General features: G+C 42.1%; 4 protein-coding genes. 1 reads left to right on the top strand and 3 read right to left on the bottom strand.

Annotation, left to right across the window (positions count from 1 at the left end; genetic code table 11):
* Positions 1-43: 43 nt before the first annotated feature.
* Positions 44-1,066, bottom strand: coding sequence for a pentapeptide repeat-containing protein (locus BLU57_RS15495; RefSeq protein WP_090322890.1), 1,023 nt, complete (start codon positions 1,064-1,066; stop codon positions 44-46).
* A gap of 652 nt (positions 1,067-1,718) precedes the next feature.
* Here BLU57_RS15495 and BLU57_RS15500 point away from each other — a divergent pair.
* Entirely contained in the window at positions 1,719-1,997 is a 279-nt protein-coding gene (locus BLU57_RS15500; protein ID WP_090322893.1) for an HU family DNA-binding protein, read from the top strand.
* A gap of 218 nt (positions 1,998-2,215) precedes the next feature.
* Here BLU57_RS15500 and BLU57_RS16775 read toward each other — a convergent pair whose 3' ends face one another.
* Complete coding sequence (locus tag BLU57_RS16775; protein ID WP_256206338.1) at positions 2,216-2,350, bottom strand: hypothetical protein; 135 nt, start codon at positions 2,348-2,350, stop codon at positions 2,216-2,218.
* Positions 2,351-2,759: 409 nt separating this feature from the next.
* Positions 2,760-3,017: type I restriction endonuclease subunit R, EcoR124 family (locus BLU57_RS15505; protein ID WP_143027015.1), on the bottom strand; the 258-nt coding region annotated here is incomplete at its 5' end.

Consider the following 3,017-nt stretch of genomic DNA (forward strand, 5'->3'; position numbering starts at 1 on the left):
AAGCCTCATAAGAGTTTGAATAATGCCACCCCTTATGAAATACTCAACGCTTATTTCTATCAACCTCTCTGTAAACAACCCTGAGATTTCTTACACCTAAACCCAGCCACCATGAAAGCGGTCGCATTATTGAACGGCCAAAATCTGAAAAACACTGGTAAAAATAGCCGAACCAATAACGAGAGTCACCCGGCCACAAGGCGTCGTTATTATTATTTATTAAGTATTTTATTGGTTGAGGAAATGCCTTATCTTCCTTGCCTCGCTGTGATTTAATTTCTGCGGCAAAGAAAATCAATTCACGTTCATGGTCATGCCCTTGAATGGCTAGTTTTTTTAATGCACGCCAGTTAGAAGAAATATTCCCCTCACTTTCAGACCGGCTACGGTTTAGTGCTTCGCTGAAGTCTGAATCATCAAATTGTGGCGCTTCCGTAAAATGCGCCTGATTAAAGTCGGGCGCTAAGTGAAATTTAGCATGTTTGAATGAGAAACGACTTTTTCCTTCTATGACGATGAAGGAAGAATGACTTTCAAAGCTCGTATCATCAAAGACTGCGGAATTTTCAAATAAGGCTCCATCGAAATCTGCATTTTCAGTGAACTTTGCTCTGTCAAAACTCGAATTGCCCCTAAATATGGCTTTTGTGAACATTGTATGGGCTTTGAATGTTGTGTTACCGAACACTGACACACTGCCGAATTTTGCAATATTGAACAATGCATGACCGTTGAATATTGCTCCATAAAACAACGCAGAATCATTAAATGTCGCGCCTATGAAATCTGTAAAATGGCTGAATGTTGCATTTTCAAAATTCACTGAATATGGAAAAATGAAACCAGAAAAATCCGCGTGCTCTTCAAAGAAATGTTCGGGAAAATTAACACTCGAAACATCCACCCAATCTCTAGTTGTATTATTGAGCCCACCACGCCTAAACGTATTTATTTGCCACTGTTTGTTTTCCTCAAGCTCTGCTTTCTTGGCCAGTATATCGTTAGCCCAAGCATTCCAGGCTTTCATTCCTTTTTCATAAAGCGCAAGACTTTCTTCTTTATTCATGTTTTTCTGATGTTGGTTATACGATAGTTGCAAATGCAATTAAGCATTTTACTGTAGCCATTATATTCAGGCGTTGACATCGTTACCCTCTGCCTCGGTTTCGGATTCCCCGGGACCGTCAGGCTTCCAACGTGAAAGTTCAGAGAGCGCTTCGGACACCATGCCAGTAAAAGGATACGCTTCGTACCTGATCGATCGTTAATTTCCGGAATTGAATCACAGGCCCGTACCGGTAAGGAAAGCATCTCTTGCCGGAATGCATTTACTAAATCACTCTACTCCATTACGGCTTCAGTAAGTGAAGTCATATCGCCGCGCTTGGCCGCTAATTCAGCTTCCAGCTTATCCGCCTGCATTTTCGCCAATCGTGCCCGTTAGCTGGCCAGGTCTAATCCATTTGTCGCAGCACGTCCGGCGGCTTGCTCCCGAAACCGGTGAATATAAGCAAGCCGTGCTTCGTCTAATGTTGCGCCCTTTGATGGCACCCCGGCTGATTGAAGTTCACGGATTTGCCTGGTTATAGATCAAGATGCTGGACTACTTCAATTGGTACCATAAAGGAACCTGAAAAATATTTTATACTTAGTTTTGTTCTGAAATGGTTTAAACAGCTATACTGCACGCCTCTTAACCAACCCGAGTATTTTAAGCGATGAATAAAACTGAAATGATCGAAGAGATTGCCAGCCGCACTAACTTAACCAAAGCCGATGCAGCGCGTGCCGTGAATGCAGTACTTGATACCATCGTTGAAACCGTTGCTAAAGGTGATGATGTTACGCTGCCTGGTTTTGGTTCGTTTAAATCAGTTCAGCGTGCTGCCCGTGAGGGTAAAAATCCCAAGACAGGTGAGAAACTCCAGATCGCCGCAACAATCGCACCAAAATTCTCTGCAGGCGCTACTTTCAAGAGTGCAGTGGCGAAGAAATAAATGGATATTTGGCGAGGATGGGAGTCACATTATTCTCTGAACTCCCTTATTTTAGGCGGTGTAAATTTTTGTATTTTTAAATTTACCCGCTTTTTTACCCGTTTTTAGAAAAGTACCCCCTAATTCCTGTACCGTTTTTGTAGGTGGCTGCGTGCGTCGTTCTGCTTAAGGTGAAACCGGTTTCACGCCCTGGTTTCCGTCATTCGCCATGATTTGGTTTAACGAAAATCAAGATTGCGCTTGCGCCATTCAAGCGCGTTTTGTAATGAATTTGTAGGCATGCCGCGCTTCTTGAGCCGATTGCACATCTGGTGGCTAATACCTAAAAGCTTAGCCAGTTCTTTACTTTCCATATCCGATTGCTTCCTTATTGTGAAACCCATTTATGATTTTTGGTGGCTAGAATTTCATTGGGGTTTGAATCACCCGCATTAGTCAAAGCATCAGAAGTACCTATCTTGCTTATACAATCTTCTGCTATTCATTTCATATCTTTTTCCTTGACATTCCAAATAATCCACAGATTTAAAAAGTTACAAATATCCCGCCAGAGTCTTCACATCAGGCCGAAAAATATCCCGTAAGCAAATGATAATTTGAACATATTTGATATGTTACATAATTAAGCATTCTAAGAAAACTCCTTAGAAATTTATGAGTTAGTGGCTCATGCAAGATGATTATCCACAAAGTTATCCACAGATTTTGTGGATAATAAGAAAAACCTTATGTTAAATAAAGTGATAGATTGATGCTGACCAATTAAACACTCCCGCCCATCCCCTCGATAAACGTATCAATAAACGATTTGATCTTATCCCCTACCCGCTCGATGATCGGCTTGCGTTCCAGAATTTTGGGCTTGAAGTTCAGCGAATCGACAATTTCCTGTTCGCGTGGCAGCCGGTTGGCAAAGGCGTAGTGATTCAGCAATTTTTCCAGCTCTTGCGGATTGATGTTTTCCGCTTTGCATAACTCGCCGAAAGCTGCCTTTTTGCTGTCCGTCCAATAGCTCTCAAA

The sequence above is a fragment of the Nitrosomonas oligotropha genome, from assembly GCF_900106555.1.
GTDB lineage: Bacteria > Pseudomonadota > Gammaproteobacteria > Burkholderiales > Nitrosomonadaceae > Nitrosomonas > Nitrosomonas oligotropha_A.